The organism is Sphingomonas sp. DBB INV C78, from assembly GCF_042693015.1.
GTDB lineage: Bacteria > Pseudomonadota > Alphaproteobacteria > Sphingomonadales > Sphingomonadaceae > Sphingomonas_E.
The window spans coordinates 4,167,598-4,194,219 of the sequence record NZ_CP170544.1 but is presented as its reverse complement, the minus strand read 5'-3'; the positions used below and the strand labels follow the sequence as shown (position 1 = coordinate 4,194,219).

Sequence of the window (26,622 nt, the reverse complement as noted above, 5' to 3'; positions counted from 1 at the left end):
TTCAGGCGGCCATCGGTTGCATTTCGGCGAGCATCTTTTCCCAATTTTCGATGGTGATCGAGTCGAGATATTCGCGCTGCATCTCGGCGGTCAGCAGCTCGATGAGTTGGCAGCCTTCGATCCACAATTCGATCACCCGGAACATGCCGTCACGCGAGCAGACCGCGACGGACCAGCCTTCGCGTTGGCCGATCGCGAGCACCTCTTCGGTCGAAAGCGGAGTGGCGAGGGCCAGGTGGGTAGCGTTGTGCCGGCGCTGGCCTTCGACCTCACCAATCGCGCCGTCTTTTCCTTCGTGAATCGCGGTGCCGCGCGGATACACCTCGACGATCGTGGAACGATCATCGCCGGCGAAGGCGACCCAAGACTCCACGCCGACCGGTGGGAAGGGCATCGCCTTGCCGCGCCACAGCTCGGCAAGGACGGACGCGACATGCTGGGGACGATCGGCTTCGATGGACGCGTGAAACAACATGGGGACTTGAACCTCACCAGGAAACAAGCGCCGCCCATGGCCCGGCGCGGCTGTGCTGAGCGAGATCCACGCGGCGGGGGTCGCCATTCCGTCGACGGCCGGGCCGCGCTCGCGACGAAGCCCGCGCCTGCTGCGACGGACATGAAAAGGGCCGCCACCGGAAGGTGACGGCCCCGATTGGCTGACGTGCGTGCCTGCGATCAGAACGGGACGTCGTCGTCGAGATCGCTGTCGAACGGGTTGGACGGGCGCGACCCGCCGCCGGAGCCGCCACCCGAACCGCCGCGACCGCCGCCGCCGCCCATGCCGGTGGAACCGAAGCCGGGATCGTCATCACCCCAACCACCGCCGGACGCACCGCCGCGCGCACCGCCGCCGCCCATGCCACCACCGCCGCCTTCGCCGCGGCCGTCGAGCATCACGAGCTGAGCGTTGAAGCCCTGCAGCACGATCTCGGTCGAATATTTGTCGGCGCCCGACTGGTCCTGCCACTTCCGCGTCTGGAGCTGGCCTTCGATATAGACCTTGCTGCCCTTGCGCAAATATTGCTCGGCCGTGCGGGCGAGGCCTTCGTTGAAGATCGCGACCGAATGCCATTCGGTCTTTTCGCGCCGCTCGCCGCTCGACCGGTCCTTCCAGGTTTCGGACGTTGCGATGCGGAGGTTCACCACCTTGCCGCCATTCTGGAAGCTGCGCGATTCAGGGTCGCGGCCCAGATTTCCGACCAGGATCACCTTGTTCACGCTGCCTGCCATGTTCACCGTCTCCAAATTCAGAGAGGATCATCTAGCACGGGGCCGCAAGGCTGCAACCGGCCCCACAAAATTCCCGTCCGCGGATACGCAACGCGCGGACGGGATTCCCAGGGGGATGGGATCAGAAGCCGATGTTGAGCGAGGCGCGGAAGGCGACCGCGACATGGTCCTGCTGTTCCTCGGCCGAAAATTCGCCGCCCGCAGTGAAGCCGGCATTGCCGCCCAACAGGCGCAGGCGACCGACCCAGCCGTTGGTGCGGTCTTCGGGCTGAAGTGTGAATTCCTGGCCGCCGGCAAACTTCGCCGTGGTGGTGCCGAGATCGCCGCCGACGATCTGACGGCGGCCGCCCTCGATCTCGGTGCGGAACCAGCCAGCTTCGGGATCCTTGCCGCCGAAATTGATGCCCGCGGCGACGGTGGCGTTGACCGCCAACTCGTCGCTGGTGCGGCTGGAGACGATCAGGTTGAAGGCGTCGCCGCCGCCGGCTTCGCTGTAACCCTTCTCGTGCAGGCGATAATAATCGATCGAGGCCGCAGGGCGCAGGCTGATATTGCCGAACGCCATCTCGTAGGAAGCGCCGCCGGCGGCCGAGTAGAGCGTGCCATCCCAATTGCCCTTGGTTTCGCGATGGACATCTTCGCCACCGATCTGGCCATCAAAGGCGCGCTGGCCCTTGAAGTCGACATAGGCGCCGGATGCGCGGGCGAACGTGTGCAGCCCGCCGAAATCGGCCCGCCAATAGCCGGCAAGTTCATACTGGTTGGACGTCACTTCATTATCGGTGCCGCCATCGGCATCCTTGCCGTAGAGATAAGCGAGCGAGATGCCGAAATTGCCGACGCCTTCGGTCTTGACCTCGCCGCCACCGGAGAAGCCCCAGCCGGAAATGTCGTAGCCGCCGGTATTGCCGATGCTCTTCGACGTGCCCCAGGCGACCTGCTGGAGCCAGAAGCCCCAATTACCCTGATCGGCGAAGGGCGCGCGCGGATCGGCGAACATGCGCGCCGTCGCCCGCGAGCCCGAAGTCACCGCCTCGAAGGTGCCGCCGGCATGATCGGGCAGCATCTGCCGCAGTTGCTTGCGGAAGCGATCGCCGTCGCCGATGTCGAGGAAGGCACCGGCCACCTTGGCATCCTTGTCGACGACCTTGAAGACCGCATCATAGATGCTGGCCTGCGAACGGTTGAGGCCGAGTTCCGTCGCGGTCTTGCGCTTGATGTCGATGCGCAGCTCATTGGGGTTGGCACCCGCGACGACATTGCTCTTGAACAGGAAGGGGAGCGTCGCGTCGGCGGTGGTGAGGTTGGTGCCGCCCGTCACGCTGCCTGCCTGCAGGAAGGTGTAGACGCCTTCGGAATCGCCGACATTGGCGAGCTTGACGATCACCTTGGAGCCTTGGGCGAAATTGGCGTCGCCTGCGACCTGATAGAGCGTGTTGGTGCCCGCCGCACCGTCGATATTGACGCGGATCGCGCCGGTGCCGCCGACGCCGAGCGATGCGATCGCCACCGAACCGCTGTTCTGAAGATCGAGCGTGCCGCCGGCGACATTGACCGCCAGCCCCTGCGCATTGACGAGCATGCCCGAGAAGCGCGCGGTGTTGCTGAGCGAAAGGCTGTCTGCGCCGCCGCCGAAATCGGCGGTGCCGCTGAAGATTGCGGTGCCCGCCAGCGTCATGGCGTCATTGCCCGCACCGAACACCGCCTTGCCCGTGTAAAAAGCGTCACCCGCGAGCTGGAGGCGGTTGGCGCCGTCGCCGAAGCGGGTGGTGCCGGCGACGGTGCCATCGGCGACGTCGAGCGTGTCACCGCCCGAACCGAACAGGATGTCGCCCTGGATCAGCGGCGCGGCCTTGCCGTCCGCGACCGCGAGCTGCTTTACGGTGACGCCGGCGCCGTTGGCGGCGACGTCGATCGCGATATTGCGGTCCGACGTGGGAAGGGCCCCAGAAGCGGCGATCGCGCCGCTATTCTCGATCAGCGAGACAGTGCCGGCCTTGTCGGTAATGGCGGTGGCCGAACCATCGGCCGTGGTGGTCGCGCGGATTTCGCCGGTGTTGCGGATGCTCCCGACATTGGCGCCGGCATCGATGCGGATTGCCGTCGCCTTGGCGGCGGCACCGGTGCCCGCGGCGGCGCCGATGCCGCCATTGTTGCGGATCTCGGCAACTGTAGCGCCATTGCCGATATGGAGCGCCGTCGCGCCTGAACCCGCGCCGGTGCCCGTGGCGGTCACCGTGCCCGCAACCGTCATGCCGCCCGCGATCGTCACAGCCCGGCCCTGACCGCCGATGACGAGCGCGTTGCCCGAAACGCCGGCGAATGTGCCGTTGCCGGCGATCGCGCCGTTGATGACGAGGCCGTGGCCATTGGCCTGACCCGCGACCGCGCCGATCACGACATCCTGGTTGGCGGAGCCGATCTCGACCGCAGCGACGGAACCGGCGGAGACGACCGAGGCTGAGCCTTCCTTCGAATCCTCGATGCCGTCCTTGTCCTCATCCTTGTCGTCGGGCTTGGTGTCCTTGGGCGGAACCGCGAAAATGATGCCGCCGCCGACATTGCCGGCGATGCGCAGCGCCGGGCCGCCCTGCAGCAGATCGTCCGCGTCAAGCTTCGACGGGTCGCTGACCGAGGTCGCCCGATATCCGGTGGCGCTGATCCCGCCCTGGATGGTGAGCGCACCGCCGACATTGCCGTCGATCGCGACGCCGACCGAATCCTTGCCCTTCACCGCAACGGCGCTGTTGATCGTGACATTGCCGCTGACGTCGCCGGTGCGGATGCCGTAACCGCGATCGCCGATCACATCGATGGTGCCGCTGTTGGTGAGCGATCCGGTGAGCGGGCCGCCCAGCACGATGCCGCCCGAATCATTGCCTTCGATCGAGATCTTGCCGCCGTTCGAGACATTACCAGTCATTGCGCCAGCCGTACGGATGGCGAAGCGGTTGCTGCCCTGCGCCAGCGGCCCATCGAGATCGCCGTCCTTGTCGGTGTCGGTCGCTTCATAGGTTTCGTCGATCGTGATCGTGCCGGTGTTGGTGATCGTCGTGGCGAGCCCGGCATTGACGAAAATACCCGTCGCGTTGCTGACATTGCTGAACTTGATAGTGCCTTCGTTCGTCACCTTGTTGGCGCTGTCGACGGTGATGGCGGTGCCACTGGCGGCCAGTTCCACCGAACCTGCGCTGCCGATCTTGATGTCGTCAGCCGTGCCGGACTTGATCGTCGAGGTGGCGACACCTGCCGTGCGCTTGTCACCGATCACCGTTTCGGCATGGAGGGGCGTGGCAAGGAAGAAAAGCGGCGTGAGGCAGGTCGTGGCAAGCAGGCTACGCATCTAGAATCATTCCCTTTCGCGGTGCGGCCAGCGCCGCGCGCCAGATGGGGCTGGGGCGCGCGAGGCTGGCCGTCATTCCCCAAGACGGTGCGAAGCGGGCGCAGCCTTGGCCGCGCCGGGAATTTTCAGAAGCGGGTGTCGAGCCCGATGCGCAGCGTGCGCGGGCGCAGCGGGGTGATCTGATCGATCCGGTTCATCAAGAAAGGCGTGCCGAGCGCGAAGCGGTTGCCGACGGCATCGGCGAGATTGGTAACCGACAGGGTGACACCGAAATCGGGGCGACCGACGCGGAGGTTGAGCGCGGTATCGAGATAATCGCCCTGCGCCTCACCCAGCACGGGGCCGACGCCAAGCCGCGATTCGCCGACATAACGCAGGTTGAGGCCGACGCGCAGATCGAGATCGTCCGAAAGCGGGGTCGCATAATCGACGCCGCCGCGCGCGGAAAATTGCGCGACATTGGGAAGCTGCGACAGCCTGGCGATGGTGAAGAGGGGGGCCGGGTCGCTGACCTTGCTGTCATTGAACACCAGCGCAGCGTCGATCGACAGGCCCGGAAGAGGCCGCCATGAGCCGCTTGCCGCGATCGAATATATCCGCCCGTCCCCGATATTGGCGGTCGTCGGCAGGCCGGCAATATCGATATAATCCGCCTGAATATCGTCCCAATCGGTGATCGAGAAGCTCAGCGACGCCTGCGCCCTTGCCCCGCCATAGCGCATGCCGGTTTCCCAAGTGGCGATGGTGTCGCGGCGGAAACGGCGGACGAACTGGTCCTCGATGGCAAGACCGCCTGGGCGAAAACCTTCCTGATAGCGGGTGAAGAGCAGCAGGCCGGGCAATATGTTGGCCGACAGCGCGAGCGACGGCAGCAGATTGGTTTCGCCGCGATCGGCGCGGATGGCGGCGGCCAGCGCGGGAATGAGCGGCGGCGGCGCATCTTCGGCTTCACCCGACAGACGCGAATGGGTCAGCCGGCCGCCAGCCGTCAGCGTGAGATCGCGCAGCAGTTCGACGCTCGCTTCGCCGTAAGCGGTATATTCGCGAATGCGATTGGTCACGCCGGTGAGCGGCATCTCCACGCCGTCGGGGCCGAGCGACCGGCGCAGCCGCGCGCGATTGTTGAGATAGCTGATGCCGGCGACCCAGCCGAAACCATCGCGCATCGGCTGCGACAGCCGCGTCTCCGTCGAGAAGAAACGCGTGTCGTTCTTCTGCGTGAAGGCGATCGGGGTCGAAGCCGAGACGTCGGCCGCCCCGCGGTAAGTGAGCAACGGCCATGGCCGGCTGGACGCCATCGAATCGTCTGGCAGCCCCTCGGGCACAGTCGCATCGTAGCGTTCGTCGAGCGATTGCTTGGCGAACCCCGTCGAGGAGACGAGTTGCAGATCGCCCCAATCCTTGGCGATGACGATGTCGCCGAGCGCATAGCGGGCTTCGAAACCCTGATCGACGAGGCTGGACCGGGTGAGGCGTGGGCCTTCACGATCGGCATATTGGCTGTCGGCGCCGTGTATCGTCTGGAACGTGCCCCCAATGTCGACCGTCCAGTCATCCCCCGGCGCGATGCGGAGCGTGGCGCGGCCGCCATAGGTATCAGTACGGTTGATATCGTCCTCATCCAGCACCGGATTGTCGATATAGCCGCCTTCCCGGACGCCATAGCCGACGATGCGCAACGCGACCGTATCGTCGGTCAGAGGCAGATTGACCGTGGCGCCAAGATCGGCGCCGGGGTCGCCATGCTGCGTGGCGCTCACCCCGAGCGACGCATTGCCTTCCGCCAGGCCCAGCCGCGGCGGATTGCGGACGACGCGGACGATGCCGCCCAACGCGCCGGCGCCATAGAGCGTGCCATTGGGGCCTTCGATCACCTCGACCTGGCCGACATCATAGAGTTTCAGATCGGGATCGGGGGCATTGTAGCTGAGGCGGACGTCGCCGAAATATTGGCCGACGGTCGCCTGTGTCGGCCCGGTGAAGCTCGAATCGGCGATGCCACGGATGAACAGCTTGTTGCGCCCCGCCCCGAGATGCGTGGAGGACAGGCTGGCGTTGCGCGACACGATCGCATCGGTGCCGCCCGTGCTGCCGAAGGCAAGATCGCGGCTGTCGAGCAACGAGACCGAGGCGGGATAATCGCTGAGCCGGACAGCACGCTTGCTGCCCGTAACGACGATATCCTCTCCCGATTCGGGCACCGGCGGAATCAACGCGGCCATCTGGACGGGCCGCGCCCTTCCTGTACGGACGGGCGCGTGCGACACGATCCGCCAGCCACCACCCGGCAAGGATTCGGCGCGGCCACCCGCTGCCCGCGCAAGCTGTTCGATCGCCTTGCGGGTGCTCATCCGGCCATTGAGCGCCGGCACGGGCCGCGTCCACATACGCGCTTCGGGCACGCTGACGCTGACCTTCGCCTGACTGCCAAGCGCGGCCACCGCATCCCCCAGCCGCCCCGCCGGCAGGGCGAGCGCGAGCGTCGCCTGAGCGGCAGCCGGCGATGCGAGCGCCAGCGCGGGAAGCGCTGCGAACAGGAAAGGGGCGCGGATCACTGTGGGGGGTTGGTCAATACCCATCCCTGCTGGCCGCGTTCGACCTTGACGTCAAGCAAGGGGCCGAGGCGGGCGAGGAAACGGTCGCTTTCACGGTCGAGCGCGATCACGCCGCGGAAGGGGCGGGCGGCAACGGCGGGCGAAGCGGTAACGGCGAAGCCAAGATTGCGGCTGATGTCCGCGGCTACTTGAGCGAGCGGCGCGCCGTCATAGACGAGCCGGTTCTGGCGCCATGACGTCATCACCGCTGGATCGGCGTTGCCGAGCAGGATGGCGGACGCCCCGCTGCGAACCCGCAGCGTGCGGCCGGCGTTAAGCGGCACCGCTTCGGCATCGGGATTGTAGATCACCGCGCCCTCCGCCACGGCGACGGCCAGTTCGCCCCGATCGCTGACGACGTTGAAGACGGTCCCGACATCGCGCAGTTCCGCGCCACCGGCGTGGACGACGAACGGGCGCTTGTCATCGTGGACCACCGTGAACAGCGCCTCGCCGCGATCGAGGGTGGCGAGGCGCGCATCGCGGCGATCGAGCGTGAGGCGGGTGGCCCCATTGAGATCGATCTTGCTGCCGTCGGCCAGCGTGACGCTGCGCCGCTCGCCCGCCGCGGTTTCGATGCTGTAGGGCGAGGGCTGGGCCTGGAACACCGCATAGCCCATCATCGCCATCACCGAAGCGGCGACGGCTCCGCTGAGCCAGCCATTGAAGCGACGACGGCTGATCGGGATGACATTGTCGGCCTGCGCGGCCACGACGGGTGCGGCGGGCGGCGGCGCGGCGGCCAGGAGGTCCGCCATGTCGGCGTCGGCGGCCGCCATTTCATGATAGATGGACGCGCGGCGTTCATCGCTGGCGAGCCATTCGGCAAACGCCTCCCATTCGGCGAACGCGGGGTCGCGCTGGCGGATCAGCCAGTCGATTGCCGCTTCGCGGATTGCCGTTTCATCCATCACCACGCCCCTTTGACGGAGTCACGGTCGCCCAACCTTGGTGCGGCATCATTCGGCATCGAGGCGGCTCCTGAGCTCGATCATTGCGCGATAGGCCCGACGCAGATCGGCCTCCACCGTCGACAGGCTGACGCCGAGCTCGACGGCGATGTCGCGCTGCGCAATCCCGTCGATCCGATGCCGGCGAAAGGCGGTTTCGGCCCGCGGCCCGAGCGCCGCCAGAGCGGCTTCGGCCTGGCGGAGATGTTCGCGCGCGATCAGCGTGCGTTCGCCGCCGGGCGTATCGGATATGCCGGGCGCGGTGGAGCCGGTGGCATCACTCCATTCGCGATCGCGGCGTTCGGTGGTGCGGTTGGCGCGGTGGCGATCGACCATCAGATTGTTGGCGGCGCGATAAAGATAAGCGAGCGGCTGGCCGACTGGTCCTTGTGGTGCTGCGGATATGCGCAGCCATAATTCCTGCAGCAGATCCTCCGCCGCATCGCCCGCGCCATGGGCGGCGAGGAAGCGGAGCAGCCGATCGCGGTTCTCGAAAAAGACCGCTTCGAGGCCGGCCGTCGTCATGGCCGCGCCCGCGTCAGGCCGCCCGCGCGCCGAACAACGCCGTGCCCACGCGGACATGCGTTGCACCGAGCATCACGGCCGTCTCATAATCGCCCGACATCCCCATGCTGAGCCCGGCCAGGCCATGATCGCGCGCGAGCTTGGCCAACAGCGCGAAATAGGGTGCGGCCTCGGTATCGGCAGGCGGCACGGCCATCAGCCCGGCAAGCGGCAGGCCGGCGGCGCGGACTTCGGCGAGCAGCGCTGGCAGATCGGCGACAAGCGCACCGCCCTTTTGCGGTTCCTCGCCGATATTGACCTGGACGAAGCAGTCCGGCCGGCGGCCGACCTTGTCCATCGCCTTGGCCAGCGCCGTCACCAGCGACAGGCGGTCGACCCCGTGAATCGCATCGAACAGGCGCACGGCATCTTCCGCCTTGTTCGATTGGAGCTGGCCCACATGGTGCAGACGGAGTGCCGGCGTCGCAGCCTTGAGCGCGGGCCATTTCGCCTCGGCCTCCTGCACGCGATTCTCGCCGAAGCTGAGATGGCCGGCGGCGATCAGCGGCGTGATCGCGTCCACGGCTTGCGTCTTGGAAATGGCGATGAGCTCGATCTCCGCCGACTTGCGACCGGCCACGCGCGCGGCGCGGGCGATGCGGACGCGCACCGATTCGAGCGGGGGGAGGTCGTCATCGGCGACAAGATCTTCATGCGGAACCATGCGCGCTGCTATAGGGAGCCGCATGATCCGCCGCCAGCCTTGCCCGCGCCTCTGGCTGATGACCGATCCGCGAATGGGCGATGCCCTATGGGATGCCTTGGCCCGACTACCGGCCGGGGCTGGCGTGGTGTTCCGCCATTATGGCGCAGCCAAGCGGCGGGAAATCTACGAAAAAGTGAGGCGAATCGCCCGCGCGCGGCGGCTGGTGCTGGTGCTGGCCGGGCCAACGAAGCAGGCGATCGCCTGGAAAGCGGACGGTGCGCACGGCAGATCGCTGCACCGGCGTGCCGCGCGGCCGCTGATCCGCACCGCGCCGGCGCATGATGCGCGCGAACTGGTGGCGGCGAAGAATGCCGACCTGATCTTCCTGTCGCCGGCTTTTCCGACCCGATCCCATCCCCATGCGCCCGCTTTGGGGCCGGTGCGATTCGGGCTGTTGGCGGGACGCACCAGAAAGGCCGTGATCGCGCTCGGCGGGATGGATTCGCGCAAGGGCCGTCGGCTCAAACCTTTAGGTGCCGATGGGTGGTCAGGAATTGACGCCTTTGCCGCCAAGGGCGGCGGCACGAAGATCAGAACTTGAAGGCGGTTCCGATATAGACGGCCTGGCTGTCGCGGCGATCATCCTCGACGGGCATCAGGCGATCGCGCTGGAGTCGATAGCGGACACCGCCCGTAACCTCGAGGTTACGGGTGATCGCATAGGAGCCGCTGAGATCGGCCGAGACCGATTCTTCAGTACCGATCAGGCGCGAACGAACGTCGGTCGGGCGATCGGCGCCGAGCTGGAACTTGGTGCTCCACTTGGGCGCATTATAGCTGAGGCCAAGATCGACCGCCTCACGGCCCGGCAGCAGCGCGCCATCCACGCGGGCAACCTCGCCAGTGAGCGCGAATCGCTTCCAGCCGACGGCGACGCCAAGATTATAGGCGGTCGGCGCGATGCTGGTGGACGGCGAAGACGCGATCCGCTGCGCTTCTTCCTTGGTCGATGCGCGCGCGCGTACCGCCACCGTCACGCTGCGCCGATTCGTGGTCGACGAAGCGGGCGTGAAGCGGAAGCCGCCACCGCTGCCCGCAATGCCGGCGCTGCTGAAGGCAGCGGCAAGCTTGGGGTTGGCGGCGGCCGGCGTGAAGGAGCCGAGGCTCCCCGGCGCGCTCAGTGAAATCGCCGATGCCCGCTGTTTCGCGGACTTGATCGACGCGGCGGTGGAGGGCGCAAGCGCAAGGGCGCAGGCCGCAACAGCGACCCCCGCCCATCCAGCAGCTTTGCGACTCACCACCATGGTTTGCATTCTCTCCCTGCGACTCTGGGCCTTACATGAACAAACCTGCAGGTTCCACCGTTCGTCGGCGAATCCGCACGGCCTGTTGCACTAATTCCACAACTCCACCCACGCCAGCTTTCTCTGCTGGCGATTAGAGCGGCGCAACGCAATGATCGCCGCGATGCAAACAACCCTTGTTGCGACGAGCCGTTGCGCGCTTGCGGGGCGGACGGGAGCATCTATAACGGCCGCGATACCGTATCCTCCTCAAGGACTGCTTCATGCTCCGTTCGCCCGTTTCGACGCTTGCCCTGGCCACTGCCCTGACGGCGATGGTGGCCCTTTCCGCCTGCGGAGGCGGAAAGGAGCGGCCCAAGGCGGACCTGGCGGCATCCAAGGTCACGACGATCGGCGTCAACGCCTATCTATGGCGTGCCGCGCTCGACACGCTTTCGCGCATGCCGATCGCGCAGGCGGATTCGAACGGCGGCATCCTCGTTACCGATTGGTACGTCAACCCGGCTGTTTCGACCGAGCGGATGAAGGTGACGGTGACGATCCTCGACCAGGATCTGCGCGCCGACGCACTGCGGGTCGCGGCATCGCGCCAGGTGATGCAGAACGGCCAGTGGACCGACGCGCCGGTGCAGGCCGCGACCGTGCAGAAGCTGGAGGAGATCATCCTCACCAAGGCGCGCGACCTGCGCCGCAGCGCCGTCTCCGGCTGAGGAATCCGCGACCATGACCACGCGGTTCAACCCGCAGGCCGCGGACAAGCGCTGGCAGGCGGTATGGGACGAGCGCGAGACCTTCCGCGCCGACGACAATAGCCCCAAGCCCAAAAGCTATGTGCTGGAGATGTTCCCCTATCCTTCGGGGCGCATCCATATGGGCCATGTCCGCAATTACACGATGGGCGACGTGCTCGCCCGTTTCCGGCGGATGCGGGGCATGGAAGTGCTCCACCCGATGGGCTGGGACGCCTTCGGCATGCCCGCCGAGAATGCAGCGATGGAAAAGAAGGTCCATCCCGGTTCGTGGACGCGCGAGAATATCGCGGCGATGAAGGCGCAGTTGAAGCGGCTGGGCTTCGCACTCGACTGGAGCCGCGAACTCGCCACCTGCGAACCCGAATATTATGGCCAGGAACAGGCCCTGTTCCTCGATCTCTATGCGGCAGGCCTGGTCTATCGCAAGGAAAGCGCGGTCAACTGGGACCCGGTCGACATGACCGTGCTCGCCAACGAGCAGGTGATCGACGGCCGCGGCTGGCGTTCGGGCGCGTTGGTCGAACGGCGCAAGCTCAGCCAATGGTTCCTGAAGATCACCGATTTCGCCGACGAGCTGCTGGAGGGCCTGTCCGCGCTCGACCAGTGGCCCGAAAAGGTGCGGCTGATGCAGGAAAACTGGATCGGCAAGAGCCAGGGCTTGCGCTTCACCTTCAAGCTGGAGACACCGGCGGCAGGGCATGACAGCTTCGACGTGTTCACGACGCGGCCCGACACCATGTTCGGCGCGAGCTTCGCGGCAATCTCGGTCGATCATCCGATCGCGCTGGCGCTGGCCGAACGGGACGCGCAACTCCACGCCTTTGCCGACGACTGCCGCCGCACCGGCACCGCCGCGGCCGAGATCGAGACGGCCGAGAAGAAGGGCTATGACACCGGCCTTTCGGTGATCCACCCGCTCGATCCCACGTGGAAGCTGCCGCTGTTCGTCGCGAACTTCGTGCTGATGGATTATGGTACCGGCGCCGTCTTCGGCTGCCCGGCGCATGACCAGCGCGACCTGGATTTCGCCCGCAAATATGCGCTGCCGGTCGAACGCGTCGTGGCGCCGACACCCGAGGAAGCCTCCGTCCCCGTTCAGGACGAAGCCTATACAGGCCCCGGCAAGCTGGTGAATTCACGCTTCCTGGACGGCATGGGTGTCGAGGAAGCAAAAGCCGCAGTAATCGCCCGCGCCGAGGGTGAAGGCTGGGGCACAGGCACCACCGTCTGGCGGCTGCGCGACTGGGGCGTTTCGCGCCAGCGTTATTGGGGCACGCCGATCCCGATCATCCATTGCGATGCCTGCGGACCGGTGGGTGTGCCGAAGAACCAGTTGCCGGTGGTGCTGCCGGAGGATGTCAGCTTCGACATTCCCGGCAATCCGCTCGATCGCCATTCGACCTGGAAACATGTCGATTGCCCGAGCTGCGGCAAGCCGGCCCGACGCGAAACCGACACGCTCGACACCTTCGTCGATTCAAGCTGGTATTTCATCCGCTTCGCCAGCGCGCCGAGCGACAAGCCGTTCGATCGCACGGTGGCCGAGCAATGGCTGCCGGTGGGCCAATATATCGGCGGGGTCGAACATGCGATCCTGCATCTGCTCTATTCGCGTTTCTGGACGCGTGCCCTCCAGCGGATCGGCCAGATCGACGTCGCCGAGCCGTTCACGGGCCTGTTCACGCAGGGCATGGTGACGCACGAGACTTACAAGGCGCCGGACGGCCGCTGGCTTTCGCCGGAGGAAGTCGAAAACAAGAGCGGTGCGCTGATGATTGTCGACACGGGCGAGGCGGTGACGCTCGGCCGCGTCGAGAAGATGTCCAAGTCCAAGAAGAATGTCGTCGATCCGGGGCCGATCGTCGACCAATATGGCGCGGACGCGGTGCGCTGGTTCATGCTGTCCGACAGCCCGCCCGAGCGCGATCTCGCCTGGAGCGAGGCGGGCATCGAGGGCGCGTGGCGCTTCGTCCAGCGGTTGTGGCGGATCGCCGGCAGCACCGCCGGAGCAGAGGGCGAGGACAAGGACCTCGACCGCAAACTGCATCGCGCCATCGCCGGCGTCGCCGAGGATGTGGAGACTTTGTCCTTCAACAAGGCGGTCGCCAAACTCTACGAACTCGCCAACGCGATCGAGAAGGCGCAGCCGTCGGCTTCACGGGACGCTGCGGCTCGCACGATCGTCCGGCTGATCGCGCCGATGGTGCCGCACCTTGCCGAGGAAGCCTGGAGCTTGCTGGGTGAGCAGGGCCTCGTCGCCGATGCCGCCTGGCCCGTGGCCGATCCGGCGCTGCTGGTCGATGACGAGGTGACGATCGCGATCCAGATCAACGGCAAGCTCCGCGACACGCTGACCGCGCCCAAGGGCACCGACAAGCCCACTCTGGAGGCGCTGGCGCTCGGTTCGGACAAGGTGATCCGCCTGCTTGAGGGCAGGGAACCCAGGAAGGTGATCGTCGTGCCCGACCGGCTGGTGAATCTCGTCGCATGAAGCTGCGGCTTGCCTTGCTGCTGGCGGCCACGCTGACGCTGCCGGGCTGTGGCCTCAAGCCGCTTTATTCCGGCGGCAGCCAGGGCGCTGTCGCGCAGTCGCTCAACGGTGTCGAAGTGGCGCCGATCGCGGGCAAGGCGGGCTGGCTGGTCCGCAATGCCATCAACGACCGGCTGGCGGCAAGCGGCAGCGGGCAGAACCGCTATCGGTTGGAAATCGAGCTGGACGACCAGCTCATCGGCTTCGGCGTGCGCAACGATAACGCGGTGACACGTGAACGGCGGACCTTGCGCGCGCGCTACAAGCTGATCGACGGCTCGACGGTGGTGCTCGACGCGACGGCCGGATCGGACGCCGGCATCGACGTCGTCAGCTCCGAATATGCGACGATCGCCGCGGAGCAGACCGCGCTCGAAAATCTCGCGAACGAGATTGCCGACCAGATCGTCACCCGGCTCGCGCTCTACGCCCAGCGCACCCAAGCGGGGCAATGAAGGCCACTCAGCGGCAGGTAGAACAGGCGCTCGACCGCGCCGATCCTGCGACCCGCTTTTACCTGCTGCACGGCCCCGACGAATCCGCGTCGCGCGCGCTGGCGAAGCGCATCGCCAAGCCGCTGGGCGCCGATGCCGAGAAGATCGATCTGGCCGCTGGTAGCCTGAAGGCGGACCCTGCCCTGCTGGCCGACGAGGCCGCCGCGATCTCGATGTTCGGTGGTCCCCGCTACATCTGGATCGATCCGGCGGGTGACGAGATCCTGGATGCCGTCGACGCGCTGTTGGCGCTGCCCCAGGCCGGCAATCCGGTGGTCGCGGTCGCGGGAGCGCTGCGCAAGGATTCGAAGCTGCTGAAGCTTGCGACGGCGAGCGACGCAGCCATGGCTTATGCCAGCTATGTGCCTGAGGGGCGCGACGCCGATCGCATCGCCATCGCGCTCGGCCGCGACCATGGCCTGCAACTCCGCCCCGATGTGGCGCGTCGGCTCGCAGCCGCAGCGGGCAATGACCGCGCGGTGCTCGAACAGGAAATCGCCAAGTTCGCGGCCTTTCTGGATGCCGCGCCCGAGCGCCCGCGCGAGCTCGACGAGGACGCGATCGATGCGCTCGGTGCCGATAGCGAGGAAGGCGATCTCACCCGGCTGGTCGATGCGGCGTTGGGCGGTGACATGGCGGCGACGGATGCCGAACTAGCCCGGCTGATAGGGATCGGGATGGATGCGATCCCGATCGTTCGCGCCTTTCAGCGCCAGCTTCTGCTGCTCACCCAGCTGCGCGCCGAAGTGGCCGAGGGCCAGTCGATCGAGGCGGTAATGGCCGGCCCGTCAGGCCGCGCGGTGTTCTGGAAGGAAAAGGACAAGGTCGCCCGCCTGCTCGTCCGCTGGAGCCCGCAAGCGCTCGCCACCGCACTCGGCCGGATGGCGGAGGCCGGGCGGATGGTGATGCGATCGGGGGGGCCGGGCGGTATCGCCGTGGAGTCCGAGATCATGGCGCTCGCGCGCGCCGCGCACCGGATGCGCTGATCAGATCGGTTCGCCGCTCAGCCGCTGGCAGATCATGTCGAGCTGATCGAGCGAGGAATAAGTGATCGTCACCGCGCCCCCCTGCCCCTGATGCTGGATCGTGACCTTCAGACCCAGCATATCGCCCAACTGGCGTTCGAGCGCGGCGATATCCGAATCGCCGCTCTTATATTCGATCGGGGCCGCCTTGCCGGTCGCGCCCTTGGCCTTGCGGGCGAGGCCTTCGGTCTCACGCACCGAAAGGCCGCGCTGGACGACTTCGCGCGCGAGCGTCTCCGGATCGGCGGAGGTGATCAACGCGCGGGCATGGCCCATCGACAGCGCGCCATCGGCAACCATGGCGCGCACCGGCGCTGGGAGTTCGAGCAGGCGGAGCAGATTGGCGACATGGCTGCGCGATTTGGCGACAAGCCGGCCCAGCGCTTCCTGGGTATGGCCATAATCGCGGATGAGGCGATTATAGGCCTCGGCTTCCTCGATCGCGTTCAGATCCTCGCGCTGAATATTCTCGATCAGCGCGACTTCGAGCGTTTCCGCCTCGCTGAAATCGCGGATGATGACCGGGACTTCGTGAAGTTGCGCCTTCTGCGCCGCGCGCCAACGGCGTTCGCCCGCGACGATCTGGTAGCCGGTGCCGTGTGGGCGCACGACGATCGGCTGGATCACGCCGCGCATGCGGATCGACGCCGCCAGTTCCTCCAGCGCCTCTTCGTTGAAATGGCGCCGTGGCTGGCCCGGATGCGGCCGGATCGAGGCAACGGCGACGATCTGAACGCCGGGCGCCCGGCCCTCGCCTTCGCTCAGCGGCTGCTCGCGCGCGGCTTCGCCCAGCAATGCGGACAGCCCGCGGCCAAGGCCAGACGGGCGACGACGGATGGCGGCATCCTCGCTCATGCGGCCACCGCAGGTTTCGGCGTCGGCAGACGCGCGATAAGTTCACGTGCAAGCGCCATATAGGCCTCCGATCCGGCGCAGCGATAATCGTAGATGAGGGCCGGAACCCCATAGCTCGGCGCTTCGGATAGGCGGACATTACGCGGGATCACCGTCTGGAAGACGACGGGACCGAGCGTTGCACGAACATCCTGCGAGACCTGCTCAGAGAGGCGGTTGCGCCGATCATACATGGTGAGTGCGATGCCCAGGATGCGCAGTTCCGGATTGAAGCGCGCGCGCACGCGCTCGATCGTGGTGAGCAATTGGCTCAACCCTTCGAGCGCAAAGAATTCGCATTGCAGCGGCACCAGCAGCGACTGGGCGGCGACAAGGGCATTGACCGTCAGCAGGCCCAGTGAAGGCGGGCAATCGATCAGGCAGATATCCCAGCGGTCGACCGGCGCCTCGCTGAGCGCAAGATCGAGCCGGTGAGTGCGGTTGTCGAAATCGATAAGCTCGATCTCCGCGCCCGAAAGATCGACCGTCGCCGCGATCAGATCGAGCCGCGGCACTCGCGTCGCGATCGATGCTTCGACGACATTGGCATCGCCAGTCAGCAATTCATAAGAGGAGCGGGCGCGAGCCGCCTGATCGACACCGAGGCCCGTCGAGGCATTGCCCTGCGGATCGAGATCGATCAGCAGCACGCGCAAACCGGTGGCGGCAAGCGCCGTCGCCATGTTGATCGCAGTGGTCGTCTTGCCCACCCCACCCTTTTGATTGGCGACCGCAATTCGGATCATCGCGCTTTCCCTGGCTTGATCTTTCGAGGCTTCACATCAGTAGCGACGATCACCCCCGCTTCGGGATCGGTAACGCTCGGTTCGATCCGGAACGCACCCTGCCACGTCTGCCGCACCTGATCCAGTTCCGCTTTTGCACTTTTCCCTTTGGGCAGCACCCAGATTGTCTCCGGTCGGGAAAAGCGGAAGGCAAGATCGAGCAACTTATCGAGCGGCGCGAAGGCCCGCGCGCTAATGATGGAAAAGGGCTGGGATTCGACGAGCTCGACGCGCTGGCCGATGACGGAGACGCGATCACCGACGCCCATTCGCTCGGCCGTTTGGTTGAGGAAGTCGATGCGCTTGCGGCGCGATTCGACCACGGTCACGGTTTCATCGGTCAGCGCCGCGACGACGAGACCGGGGAAACCGGCGCCCGATCCGAGATCGAGCCAAGGCCCGCGAGCGTAGAGGAGAAGCTGAGCGGAATCGACGATATGGCGCGCCCAGATGGCTGGGACAGTGGAGGCAGCGATCAGATTCTGATGCGTCGATTCCTCGACCACACATCGGACCAAGGTGTCGAGCTTTTCCAATGTTTCACGTGAAACATCGAAGTGCGCCGCGATCCACGCGCGGGCTTCATCCTCGGTCATGCCGCGCGGCGCCGCACATGGACGAGGATAGCGGCCAGCGCAGCGGGCGTAATCCCGCGGACGCGGGAGGCCGCACCGATCGACATTGGTCGGGCCGCCCCCAACCGCTCGACCATCTCGTTGGATAGGCCAGCGATCGCACCATAATCGAGATCATCGGGCAACCCCACCGCTTCATCGGCGCGCAGGCGGCGGATCTCTTCCTCCTGCCGCACGAGATAGGGCGCGTAGTGCGCATCCGTGCGGAATTCCTCGACGACATCGGCCGGAACATCCGCAAGCTCTAGAGCCACGTCGAGCAGAGCCGCGCGATCAACGCCCGGAAAGCGGAGCCATTCCGCGAGCGGGCGAACGCTTCCATCTCGCGACACGCCGGCGCCGCCATCGGCAAGCCGATCGGCCGTGACGCGCACCGTGGTTGCATCCCGCAAGCGATCGAGTTGGACCTGGCGATCGGCGAACCATTGACGCCGCTCACGGCCGACGGCGCCGGCGGCGATCGCGGCCCCTGTGAGACGCGCACCGGCATTGTCGGCCCGCAGCCGTAAGCGATATTCGGCGCGCGCGGTCAGCATGCGATAGGGCTCGGTCACGCCGTGCAAAACGAGATCGTCGACCATCACGCCGATATAGCTGTCGGCGCGGTCGAAACGCATCGGCTCCCGCCCGGCAACCTCAGCCGCCGCAGATAGCCCTGCCACCAATCCCTGCGCCGCGGCCTCTTCATAGCCCGTCGTGCCGTTGATCTGTCCGGCGAGAAACAGGCCGGTCACGCCCCGCACCGCGAGCCGATTTTCGAGCGCGCGCGGATCGACATGGTCATATTCCACCGCATAGCCCGGCTGAACGATCAGCGCGCGTTCCAGGCCGGCGATGGTGCGGACCATCGCATTCTGGACGTCCTCCGGCAGCGAGGTCGAGATACCGTTGGGGTAGACGAGATGCGTGTCGAGCCCTTCCGGCTCGAGAAAGATCTGATGGCCATCGCGATCGCCGAAGCGAACGACCTTATCCTCGATCGACGGGCAGTAGCGCGGCCCCTGCCCTTCGATAACGCCTGCGTAGAGCGGCGAGCGATCAAGCCCCGCGCGGATGACGGCGTGAGTTTCCGGCGTAGTCCGGCTGATCGCGCAGAACAGTTGCGGCGCAACACGGCCTGGACCAAGCGACGACATAGTCCAAGGATCGACGTCGGATTCCTGGCGCTCAAGTGCAGCCCAATCAATAGTGCGACCGTCGATCCGCGGCGGCGTACCCGTCTTCAAACGCGCAATCGGCAGCGCGAGAGCACGGAGTTGCTCGGCAAGCGGAACGGACGCCCCTTCCCCGACGCGACCACCAACAACGCTGCGCATGCCGAAATGCAGGCGTGCATTGAGGAAGGTGCCGGTCGCGAGAACGACCGCCTGAGCGACAAGCCGGCGTCCGTCGGCGAGAATCAGCCCACCGACACCTTTCCCATCAACACCTTCCAAAAGCAGCGATGCGGCTTCACCTTCGACAATTTCGAGCGTTGGTTCGGCGGCCAGAAGCTGATGGATCGCGTCGCGATAGCGGCGCCGGTCCGCCTGGACGCGCGGGCCTTGCACCGCGGCGCCTTTGCTGGCGTTGAGCATACGATAATGGATTGCCGCGTGATCGGCGGCCCGCGCGATGAGGCCGTCGCAGGCATCGACCTCGCGTACCAGATGGCCCTTGCCGAGCCCGCCAATCGCCGGATTGCAGGACATGGCGCCGATCATGTCGCGACGCATTGATACGAGTGCGACGCGCGCACCCATTCGTGCGGCGGCCGCCGCGGCTTCGGTGCCGGCATGGCCGCCGCCGACCACGATGATATCGAAGCTCTGCATGGGCCGCGCGCTATGCGACGCGAGTGATCAAGTCAAAGATGTTCCACGTGGAACATCATTTGCCGATGCAAAAGCGGCCGAACAGCCCATCGAGAACGTCTTCGATCCCCGCCCGGCCCGTGATCCTGTCGAGCGCGACGCGCCCGATCCGTAACCCCTCGGCGAAGAGCAGGACGTCCGGCGACGACAGACCAAGCTTCAATCCGTCCAAAGCATCGTCCAGTGCTGCCCGCTGACGCGCGTTGGTCGCAACCTCGGACTCGCGCGGTAGAAGTGACGAAGCACGCTCGCGAAGCAGCGAGCGGAGTTGCTCCATCCCCTCTCCCGTACGCGCCGAGAGCGTCACGTCGAAATGACCCGACGGCACTTCGGCCAGATCGCTCTTGGCGCCAACCCGGATCAGGCCAAGAGCCTCGGGTGCATCCACCGGATCGCCGAGCCACAGCAGGATGTCAGCGTTGCCAATGGCCTCTCCCGCCCGCGCGACACCGATCTGCTCGACGGGATCGTCTCCGTCGCGCAGACCCGCCGTATCGATCAACAACAAGGCCAAACCGTCGAGCGACACCGGCGCTTCGATCAGATCGCGCGTCGTGCCGGGAATGTCGGTGACGATCGCGGCATCCCGCCCAGCAAGCGCATTGAGCAAAGTCGACTTGCCGGCATTGGGCGGGCCGGCCAACACGACGCGAACGCCGTCCTTCAATCGCTCCGCCGGGGGCGCCGCCCGCAACGTCTCGATATCCGCGACGACGCTGCTTGCAAGGGTGCGCGCCCTCTCCTCGCCCGTCGCATCGACGTCATCCTCATCGCCAAAATCGAGCAAGGCCTCTACGCCCGCCGAAGCCTCAAGGATCAGGCCCTGCCACGCCTCCACCTTGCGGCTGAGAACGCCGCCCATCAACGCCATCGCATTGCGACGCTGCGCCTCGGTCTCGGCGGTCAGGAGGTCGCCGAGCCCCTCCGCCGCTGCAAGATCGATCACCCCATTGGCAAAGGCTCGCCGTGTGAACTCACCGGCGATCGCGGGTCGCAGGCCGAGCAAAACGTCGAGCGTTGCAAGGATTGCATCGACCACTGCGCGTCCGCCGTGAACGTGGAGTTCGGCGAGATCCTCGCCCGTGGCGGTGCGCGGGCCAGGGAACCAGAGCACCAGCGCCCGGTCCAGCCGCTCATTATTACGAGGATCAACGAGCCAGCGGACCGCAGCGATGCGTGGCGCAGGCAAAGGGCCGGACAACGCTTCCAACGCGGCAGCCGCGCGCGGGCCACTGATGCGGATCACCCCGATGGCTGCCGGTGGCGATCCCGATGACAGCGCAAAAATCGTGGAGTCGTCGCCGATCACGTTCGACCTGTCACTTCTTGCTCGGCCCACCCATCTGGTCGAAGAGCTGGCGCCACATATTCATGCTCGCCTCACCCATCGGCGCCCAGTTCTGCATCAGTGTGGAAATCGAGTCGGGTGTGATGCCTTCCTCGATCGTACGCCGCATCTTTTCCACATAGATTTCATGGACGCTGCTGAGATCCGGGAGACCCATGAAACGACGGGCCTCTTCGGGCGTGCAATCGACATCGACGCTGATCTTCATATCCACCGTCCCCTGCTTGAGCGAGCGCTGTTCATGCTGGTAAAGCGTTCGGGGAGAAGGGTCCATGTCGCACGCAACACTCCAGAGCCCGATCGGACCGATTCTCGTCTCCGCGAATGATTCCGCGCTGACCGGCGTCCGTATCGGCCAGTCCGACATGGCCGAGGATGCCAACCCACTGCTGCGCGAGGCGCTGCGCCAGCTTGGCGCTTGGTTCGACGGGAAACTCGACATCTTCGACCTGCCGCTTGAACCGCTGACGTCACCGCGAGGTGAGGTGCACCGCGCCGCGATCGCGGCGATTCCCGCCGGTGGTACAGCGAGTTATGGTGAGATCGCACGCCGCATCTCCTCCTCGCCCCGCGCGGTGGGGCAAGCGTGCCGCCGCAATCCGCTGCCGATCATCGTGCCATGCCATCGCGTGCTCGGTGCCGGTGGGGCGATCGGCCATTATACTGGCGGCGAGGGCGTGAAGACCAAGATCTGGCTGCTCGAACATGAACGAAGGAAAGGCTGAACATGGGAAGCACGATTACGATCGACGCGCTGGACGGCAGCGGAAGCTTCAAGGCCTATGTCGCCGAGCCATCCGGCACGCCAAAAGCGGCGGTGATAGTCATCCAGGAGGTGTTCGGCATCAATGCCGGCATTCGCGACAAGGCCGATTCGCTGGCGAATGAGGGCTATCTGGCGGTCGCGCCCGATCTGTTCTGGCGGATCGAGCCGGGAATCGAACTCGATCCCGACACGCAGCTCCAGCAGGCACTCGATCTCTTCCCCAAATTCGATCAGCAGAAAGGCATCGAGGATATCGAGGCGACGATCCGCGCGGCTCGCGCCAAGGCCGGCGGCGGCAAGGTGGGCGCGGTCGGCTACTGCCTAGGCGGACGGCTCGCTTACATGACGGCGACCCGCACCGATATCGATGCGAGCGTCGGCTATTATGGCGTCGGGATCGACGGGCTGCTCAATGAAAGCCACGCAATCGCACGGCCGCTGATGCTGCACATTCCCACCGCCGATGGTTTCGTCCCGCCCGAGGTGCAGAACAAGATGCATGAAGGGTTGGACAGCCACCCGCGCGTCACGCTCCACGATTATGAGGGGCTAGATCACGGCTTCGCGACGCAGTTCGGCAAGCGGCGCGACGAAGCGTCAGCGACGCTGGCGGATGGGCGGACCTCCGCATTCTTTGCGGAGCATCTGGCATGAGCGACGCCTGGCGGATGATCATCCGCCAAGCCGGTGGACCCGAAGTTATCGAGCGCGAGGATATCGCGCTCCCCTCCCCCAGTGCAGGCCAGGCGCGCGTTCGGCATGAAGCGATCGGCGTCAACTTCATCGACACTTATCATCGCGGCGGACTATATCCGCTCTCTCTTCCCTCGGGACTAGGCTCGGAAGCGGCCGGCATAGTGGAAGCCGTGGGCGAAGGCGTCGATGCTGCCCTGATCGGCCAGCGGGTCGCTTATGTCGCGCAAGGCCCCCGCACCTATGCCACGCATGGGTTGGAGGCAGCCGGACGACTCTATCCCCTGCCCGACGCGATCAGCGCGGAAGACGCCGCGGCAATGCTGTTGAAAGGGCTGACGGCCTGGATGCTGGTCGAGCGCGTCGCGCGCGTCCAGCCGGGGCAGAGCGTACTCGTCCACGCCGCAGCCGGCGGTGTCGGATCTATCCTGGTGCCGTGGCTGAAGGCGATCGATGCCAAGGTGATTGCCCATACCGGTAGCGCCGCCAAGGCAGACCGCGCGAAAGCGGCCGGCGCCGATCATGCGCTGTCCGCTCCGTTCGACACCCTGGCCAGCGAGGTGCGTGAACTGACCGGGGGCCGCGGTGTCGATGCCGTGTTGGATGGCGTGGGCGCGGACAGCTGGGCGGCGTCGCTTGCGAGCGTCGCCAAGCGCGGCATCCTGGTAACTTATGGCAACGCTTCCGGGCCGGTGCCGGCGGTGTCGCCGCTGGACCTGTTGCACGCAGGCTCGATCTTCCTGACGCGGCCGACGATGTTCGACTATCTGGAAGAGGAAGCCGACCGTCGAACGGCGGCCGAACGGCTGTTCGGATTGATCGCAAAAGGCGCGATCAAGGCCAATATCGGCCAGCGCTTTGCCCTGTCGGAAGCGGCCGACGCCCACCGCGCACTGGAATCACGCGCCATCACTGGATCGACGGTTCTGCTTCCTTGAGCCGCAGCCGGTCGGCGCGTCGTCAGCGGACCCGCGGTAGGCCGCCGGCCGCTGCCATCTCGATCCGGTCGCCATAGAGACGCCCATCGGGCGCCAATTGGGCGCTGATCGAACGGGCGACGTCAGAAACATCGTCACGGCCAAGGCGCGCCTGGCGGCGATCGAGCGAGATGGAGGTCTGATTGCCCGCCGACAGATCGGTCAGCAAATCACTCCACGTCGACGCATCATCGAGCTGCCCGTGGACAAGAACGATCGTCGACCGCACCGGCGTATGATTGGACTGGGCGGCGGCAGGGGCCGCGGACAGCAGCAGCGTTGCGGCCGCATAGAGAGCGAACATCGTGCGCATCATTTCCTCCATCCAGGCTTCCGAGCCCATGGAGGGAAGATGCGCTTCGCTGCCGCGCCGCGCGATTGCACCATCGCACAGCCGACTAATCTATTGGTGCTAGGCCGCTCGTGCGGAAGGGTATGTCGGGAGCGAAGCCCTTATCCGAACAGGTGCATCACGCCGACGCTGGGGTCGATCCAGCCATCATAGATCATCTTCACCGCGACGTAGAGGATCACGACAAGGCCGACATAGGCGATCCACCGGTAACGCTCGATATATTTGGCGATGAAGTTGGCGGCGATGCCCATCAGCGCCACCGACAGGATCAGGCCGACGATGAGGATGCCGGGATGCTCACGCGCCGCGCCGGCGACCGCCAGCACATTGTCGAGGCTCATGCTGACATCCGCCACCGCAACCGCCCAGGCGGCTGCGGCAAAGCTCTTGGCCGGTTTGACGCCCGAGCTCTCGTCGCCATGGATCTCGGGCGAGCCGGGACTGCCGCCAGCCGGGTGAAGCTCGCGATACATCTTCCACGATACCCAGAGCAGCAGCAGACCGCCGGCGAAGATCAGGCCGACGATCTGCATGAGCTGGGTGACGACGAGCGCGAAGGCGATCCGCAGCACCAAAGCCGCGACGATCCCGATCATGATCACCTTGCGGCGCTGATCGGCCGGAAGGCCGGCAGCCAGCGCACCGACGACGATCGCATTGTCGCCCGCCAGCATGATGTCGATCATCAGCACCTGGCCAAAGGCGGCCAGCGCCGACGGCGAACCGATATTGGCGAAATCGTTGACGATATGATGCCAGAGCTCGAGCATGTGCGGCCTTTAGCGGATTCCAAAGCAGGCGCGCCACAGCGATCCTTCGCCATGGCGCGCCAGACATATTAGGTTGCAAACCCGTCGCCGAGGACGGGCACCCGTGACGGAAAACTGCCGACGGGGCTTATTGGTTCATCGAGTCGAAGAAGTCCTCGTTGGTCTTCGAGTCCTTCATCTTGTCGAGCAGGAATTCCATCGCATCGATGGTGCCCATCTGCATGAGGATGCGGCGTAGCACCCACATCTTCGACAGCTTGGCCTTGTCGACCAGCAGCTCTTCCTTGCGGGTGCCGGACTTGCCGACGTCCATCGCCGGGAAGATGCGCTTGTCGGCGACCTTGCGATCGAGGACGATTTCCGAGTTGCCGGTGCCCTTGAATTCTTCGAAGATCACTTCGTCCATGCGGCTGCCGGTATCGATCAGCGCGGTCGCGATGATCGAGAGCGAACCGCCTTCCTCGATATTGCGGGCCGCACCGAAGAAGCGCTTGGGGCGCTGCAGCGCATTGGCGTCGACACCGCCGGTCAGCACCTTGCCCGAGGACGGGACGACCGTGTTGTAAGCGCGGCCGAGGCGGGTGATCGAGTCGAGCAGGATCACGACGTCCTTCTTGTGCTCGACGAGGCGCTTGGCCTTCTCGATCACCATTTCGGCGACCTGGACGTGGCGCTGGGCAGGTTCGTCGAAGGTCGAGGAGATGACCTCGCCCTTCACGGACCGCTGCATGTCAGTGACTTCCTCGGGGCGCTCATCGATGAGCAGCACGATCAGGAAGACTTCCGGGTGGTTGTCGGTAATGGCCTTGGCGATGTTCTGGAGCAGAACCGTCTTACCGACGCGCGGCGGCGCGACGATCAGCGCGCGCTGGCCCTTGCCCTGCGGGGCGACGATATCGATGACGCGAGCCGACTTGTCCTTGACCGTGGGGTCATGCGGATCGAGCGTCAGCTTGCTTTCGGGATAGAGCGGCGTGAGGTTGTCGAAATTGACGCGGTGGCGGACGACCTCGGGATCGTCGAAATTGACCGACACGAGCCGCGTCAGCGCGAAATAGCGCTCGCCATCCTTGGGTCCGCGGACCTCGCCTTCCACCGTGTCACCAGTGCGCAGGCCGAACTTACGGACCTGATTGGGCGAGATGTAGATGTCATCGGGACCGGCGAGATAGTTCGCTTCGGGGCTGCGCAGGAAGCCGAAGCCGTCGGGCAGCACCTCGATCGTGCCGAGGCCCATGATCTGCTCGCCATTTTCGGCCTGGACCTTGAGAATCGCGAACATCAGATCCTGCTTGCGCAGGGTGGACGCGCCCTCGACGCCAAGCTCCTCGGCCATCGCCACGAGTTCGGCGGGGGAATTCTTCTTAAGGTCTTTGAGATGCATAACTTGTTCCTGGGCAGGAAGCGTAAGGATCGCGCGAAACGGCGGTAAGATCGGGGAAATGGCCTCACACGGACGGTGGACCCTTGTTCGCGCGGTAAAGCAAGGCCGGGATTCAAGTCAAGCCGCCGTGCGCGGAAGCGGGGCGACTGTGGCAAATCTGCTTATGCCCGGGACGGGCTGGATATGGTTCGCCGCACGCCAAATGCAAGCAGCGGGCGTCGCTACAATGCCTGTTGGCACTGTCCGCGACAGCTCAGAAGGGCCGGACGATCACCAGGATCACGATCACCGCGGTCGCAATGCCGGGGATCTCGTTCATCATCCTGAGCGACTTGTCGCTCGCCGGGCGGAAGCCCTTCGCCATCTTCTTGGCATAGCCCACCGCCCAGCCATGATAGCCGGACAGCAGGAACACCGCGGCGAGCTTCGCGTGAAACCAGCCCTCGCTGAAAGCCCCGACATTCACCGCCAGCACCAAGCCGATCACCCAGACGATGATCATCGCCGGATTGATGATGATCTTGCGCAGGCGATTTTCGCGGTCGATCCACAGCCGGTCTTCGGCAGAGCCCGGCGTCACCGGCTGATGATAGACCAGGAAGCGGGGCAGCATGAACAGCCCGGCCATCCAGAAGATCACGAAGATCAGATGCGCGGCCTTCACCCACGGATAAGCCGCTCCGAGAAAGCCGATTCCGGGAAGCGCGCTCGCGAGATCCATGATTATGCT

Annotated in this window: 26 protein-coding genes; 8 read left to right on the top strand and 18 right to left on the bottom strand. The window is 65.6% G+C overall.

Annotation, left to right across the window (positions count from 1 at the left end; genetic code table 11):
* Position 1: 1 nt before the first annotated feature.
* From ACFB49_RS19940 to ACFB49_RS19910, 7 genes are all read right to left on the bottom strand, one after another.
* Entirely contained in the window at positions 2–475 is a 474-nt protein-coding gene (locus ACFB49_RS19940; protein WP_380873145.1) for a hypothetical protein, read from the bottom strand.
* Between the two features lie 200 nt (positions 476–675).
* A complete protein-coding gene (gene ssb, locus ACFB49_RS19935) occupies positions 676–1,230 on the bottom strand; it encodes a single-stranded DNA-binding protein (RefSeq protein ID WP_380873144.1) in 555 nt (184 codons plus the stop codon).
* Between the two features lie 121 nt (positions 1,231–1,351).
* A complete protein-coding gene (locus ACFB49_RS19930; protein WP_380873142.1) occupies positions 1,352–4,573 on the bottom strand; it encodes an autotransporter domain-containing protein in 3,222 nt (1,073 codons plus the stop codon).
* 125 nt (positions 4,574–4,698) lie between these two features.
* On the bottom strand, positions 4,699–7,152 hold the full coding sequence (locus tag ACFB49_RS19925; RefSeq protein WP_380873140.1) for a TonB-dependent receptor: 2,454 nt from the start codon (positions 7,150–7,152) through the stop codon (positions 4,699–4,701).
* Positions 7,125–8,078 carry a FecR family protein gene (locus ACFB49_RS19920; RefSeq protein ID WP_380873139.1) on the bottom strand — a complete coding sequence of 318 codons (954 nt, stop codon included), beginning with the start codon at positions 8,076–8,078 and terminating at the stop codon, positions 7,125–7,127. Before ACFB49_RS19920 ends, ACFB49_RS19925 begins: the two co-directional genes overlap by 28 nt.
* A 48-nt stretch (positions 8,079–8,126) precedes the next feature.
* Complete coding sequence (locus tag ACFB49_RS19915) at positions 8,127–8,642, bottom strand: sigma-70 family RNA polymerase sigma factor (protein ID WP_380873137.1); 516 nt, start codon at positions 8,640–8,642, stop codon at positions 8,127–8,129.
* 13 nt (positions 8,643–8,655) lie between these two features.
* Positions 8,656–9,345 (bottom strand): YggS family pyridoxal phosphate-dependent enzyme, encoded by a 690-nt coding sequence (locus ACFB49_RS19910; protein ID WP_380873136.1) that lies wholly within the window; start codon positions 9,343–9,345, stop codon positions 8,656–8,658.
* A 22-nt stretch (positions 9,346–9,367) separates the two neighbouring features.
* On the opposite strand from ACFB49_RS19910, the gene ACFB49_RS19905 reads away from it, so the two are divergent.
* Positions 9,368–9,928 (top strand): thiamine phosphate synthase, encoded by a 561-nt coding sequence (locus ACFB49_RS19905; RefSeq protein WP_380873134.1) that lies wholly within the window; start codon positions 9,368–9,370, stop codon positions 9,926–9,928.
* On the opposite strand, the gene ACFB49_RS19900 is transcribed toward ACFB49_RS19905, so the two are convergent.
* A complete protein-coding gene (locus ACFB49_RS19900) occupies positions 9,918–10,631 on the bottom strand; it encodes a hypothetical protein (RefSeq protein WP_380873132.1) in 714 nt (237 codons plus the stop codon). The genes ACFB49_RS19905 and ACFB49_RS19900 overlap by 11 nt on opposite strands.
* A gap of 263 nt (positions 10,632–10,894) precedes the next feature.
* On the opposite strand from ACFB49_RS19900, the gene ACFB49_RS19895 reads away from it, so the two are divergent.
* The 4 genes from ACFB49_RS19895 to holA are packed head-to-tail and all read left to right on the top strand — an operon-like array spanning position 10,895 to position 15,393.
* Complete coding sequence (locus ACFB49_RS19895; RefSeq protein ID WP_380873130.1) at positions 10,895–11,341, top strand: DUF3576 domain-containing protein; 447 nt, start codon at positions 10,895–10,897, stop codon at positions 11,339–11,341.
* 13 nt (positions 11,342–11,354) lie between these two features.
* Entirely contained in the window at positions 11,355–13,874 is a 2,520-nt protein-coding gene (gene leuS / locus ACFB49_RS19890; RefSeq protein WP_380873129.1) for a leucine--tRNA ligase, read from the top strand.
* Positions 13,871–14,368, top strand: coding sequence for an LPS assembly lipoprotein LptE (gene lptE, locus ACFB49_RS19885; RefSeq protein ID WP_380873127.1), 498 nt, complete (start codon positions 13,871–13,873; stop codon positions 14,366–14,368). The genes leuS and lptE overlap by 4 nt, the downstream gene beginning before the upstream one ends.
* On the top strand, positions 14,365–15,393 hold the full coding sequence (gene holA / locus ACFB49_RS19880; RefSeq protein WP_380873125.1) for a DNA polymerase III subunit delta: 1,029 nt from the start codon (positions 14,365–14,367) through the stop codon (positions 15,391–15,393). The genes lptE and holA overlap by 4 nt, the downstream gene beginning before the upstream one ends.
* Here holA and ACFB49_RS19875 read toward each other — a convergent pair whose 3' ends face one another.
* The 6 genes from ACFB49_RS19875 to ACFB49_RS19850 are packed head-to-tail and all read right to left on the bottom strand — an operon-like array spanning position 15,394 to position 21,155.
* The gene (locus ACFB49_RS19875; RefSeq protein WP_380873124.1) at positions 15,394–16,287 is read right to left on the bottom strand and encodes a ParB/RepB/Spo0J family partition protein; all 894 of its coding nucleotides are present in this window, start codon (positions 16,285–16,287) and stop codon (positions 15,394–15,396) included. It abuts the gene before it with no gap.
* Positions 16,284–17,072, bottom strand: a complete 789-nt coding sequence (locus tag ACFB49_RS19870) for a ParA family protein (RefSeq protein ID WP_380873122.1) — start codon at positions 17,070–17,072, stop codon at positions 16,284–16,286. Before ACFB49_RS19870 ends, ACFB49_RS19875 begins: the two co-directional genes overlap by 4 nt.
* Positions 17,069–17,707 carry a 16S rRNA (guanine(527)-N(7))-methyltransferase RsmG gene (gene rsmG, locus ACFB49_RS19865; protein WP_380873120.1) on the bottom strand — a complete coding sequence of 213 codons (639 nt, stop codon included), beginning with the start codon at positions 17,705–17,707 and terminating at the stop codon, positions 17,069–17,071. Before rsmG ends, ACFB49_RS19870 begins: the two co-directional genes overlap by 4 nt.
* Positions 17,704–19,560 (bottom strand): tRNA uridine-5-carboxymethylaminomethyl(34) synthesis enzyme MnmG, encoded by a 1,857-nt coding sequence (gene mnmG, locus ACFB49_RS19860; RefSeq protein ID WP_380873118.1) that lies wholly within the window; start codon positions 19,558–19,560, stop codon positions 17,704–17,706. Before mnmG ends, rsmG begins: the two co-directional genes overlap by 4 nt.
* A gap of 55 nt (positions 19,561–19,615) precedes the next feature.
* A complete protein-coding gene (gene mnmE, locus ACFB49_RS19855; RefSeq protein ID WP_380873117.1) occupies positions 19,616–20,908 on the bottom strand; it encodes a tRNA uridine-5-carboxymethylaminomethyl(34) synthesis GTPase MnmE in 1,293 nt (430 codons plus the stop codon).
* A gap of 10 nt (positions 20,909–20,918) precedes the next feature.
* Positions 20,919–21,155 carry a DUF6489 family protein gene (locus ACFB49_RS19850; RefSeq protein ID WP_380880044.1) on the bottom strand — a complete coding sequence of 79 codons (237 nt, stop codon included), beginning with the start codon at positions 21,153–21,155 and terminating at the stop codon, positions 20,919–20,921.
* Positions 21,156–21,219: 64 nt separating this feature from the next.
* On the opposite strand from ACFB49_RS19850, the gene ACFB49_RS19845 reads away from it, so the two are divergent.
* Genes ACFB49_RS19845 through ACFB49_RS19835 form a run of 3 tightly spaced genes read left to right on the top strand, consistent with a single transcriptional unit; the run spans position 21,220 to position 23,344 of the window.
* The gene (locus ACFB49_RS19845; RefSeq protein ID WP_380873116.1) at positions 21,220–21,672 is read left to right on the top strand and encodes a methylated-DNA--[protein]-cysteine S-methyltransferase; all 453 of its coding nucleotides are present in this window, start codon (positions 21,220–21,222) and stop codon (positions 21,670–21,672) included.
* A gap of 2 nt (positions 21,673–21,674) precedes the next feature.
* Entirely contained in the window at positions 21,675–22,367 is a 693-nt protein-coding gene (locus ACFB49_RS19840; RefSeq protein ID WP_380873115.1) for a dienelactone hydrolase family protein, read from the top strand.
* Positions 22,364–23,344 carry a quinone oxidoreductase family protein gene (locus ACFB49_RS19835; RefSeq protein ID WP_380873114.1) on the top strand — a complete coding sequence of 327 codons (981 nt, stop codon included), beginning with the start codon at positions 22,364–22,366 and terminating at the stop codon, positions 23,342–23,344. Before ACFB49_RS19840 ends, ACFB49_RS19835 begins: the two co-directional genes overlap by 4 nt.
* 22 nt (positions 23,345–23,366) lie before the next feature.
* On the opposite strand, the gene ACFB49_RS19830 is transcribed toward ACFB49_RS19835, so the two are convergent.
* The 4 genes from ACFB49_RS19830 to ACFB49_RS19815 all read right to left on the bottom strand — a co-directional run bounded on the left by ACFB49_RS19830 (position 23,367) and on the right by ACFB49_RS19815 (position 26,613).
* Positions 23,367–23,696 (bottom strand): hypothetical protein, encoded by a 330-nt coding sequence (locus ACFB49_RS19830; protein WP_380873112.1) that lies wholly within the window; start codon positions 23,694–23,696, stop codon positions 23,367–23,369.
* A 140-nt stretch (positions 23,697–23,836) separates the two neighbouring features.
* Entirely contained in the window at positions 23,837–24,508 is a 672-nt protein-coding gene (locus ACFB49_RS19825; protein ID WP_380873111.1) for a TerC family protein, read from the bottom strand.
* Between the two features lie 127 nt (positions 24,509–24,635).
* Complete coding sequence (rho, locus tag ACFB49_RS19820) at positions 24,636–25,892, bottom strand: transcription termination factor Rho (protein WP_380873109.1); 1,257 nt, start codon at positions 25,890–25,892, stop codon at positions 24,636–24,638.
* Between the two features lie 253 nt (positions 25,893–26,145).
* Positions 26,146–26,613: a CopD family protein gene (locus ACFB49_RS19815; RefSeq protein ID WP_380873107.1), complete on the bottom strand. Its 468-nt coding sequence runs from the start codon at positions 26,611–26,613 to the stop codon at positions 26,146–26,148.
* Between the last annotated feature and the right edge of the window lie 9 nt (positions 26,614–26,622).